This is a genomic window from Microtetraspora sp. AC03309 (genome assembly GCF_020826795.1).
Lineage (GTDB): Bacteria > Actinomycetota > Actinomycetes > Streptosporangiales > Streptosporangiaceae > Microtetraspora > Microtetraspora glauca.
In genome coordinates, this window is sequence record NZ_JADDIL010000486.1 from 1 (window position 1) to 471 (window position 471).

1 pseudogene is annotated in these 471 nt (G+C 69.0%); it reads left to right on the plus strand.

Annotation, left to right across the window (positions count from 1 at the left end):
* A pseudogene (locus tag IMZ11_RS43975) lies at nucleotides 1-346 on the plus strand (hypothetical protein); the annotation flags it as partial.
* Between the last annotated feature and the right edge of the window lie 125 nt (nucleotides 347-471).

The following is a 471-nucleotide window of genomic DNA, read 5'->3' on the forward strand; positions in this document are numbered from 1 at the left end:
GGTCTCGCCGGTGTCGTGGTCGCATCACTGGGTCTGGTCACTCCCGACCCTGGTGGTCACCGGCGTGCTCGCCTACCGGATGCGCAAGGACCGGCCGGCCGCGCTGTTCCTGGCGCTGGTGACCGTGCTCGGCTTCGCCTTGATGGTCTGGACACCCATCGACTTGCTGACGCCGCACCACGAAACCGCGGCGTCGGTGTTGCGCCAGTTGGCCGGTGACGCCTACCTGTGGTGGGCGCTGGTCGTCATCGCCGTGATCGGATTCGTTTCCCCATCCAGGGCGGGCCAGACCACCGCTGTGCCCGCCGCCCCGCTGGTGAAGCTCAGCGGGGGCGAAGCGGCCTAACCCGCTGCGGCGTGCGGCAGCCGGGAGGCCGGCTTGGTGGTGTCGACCGGCTGGCCGTTGGTCTGTTGTGCGCTCTCCTTGACGGCGGCGGCATAGATGTCGACGTACTCCTGACCGGACAGATC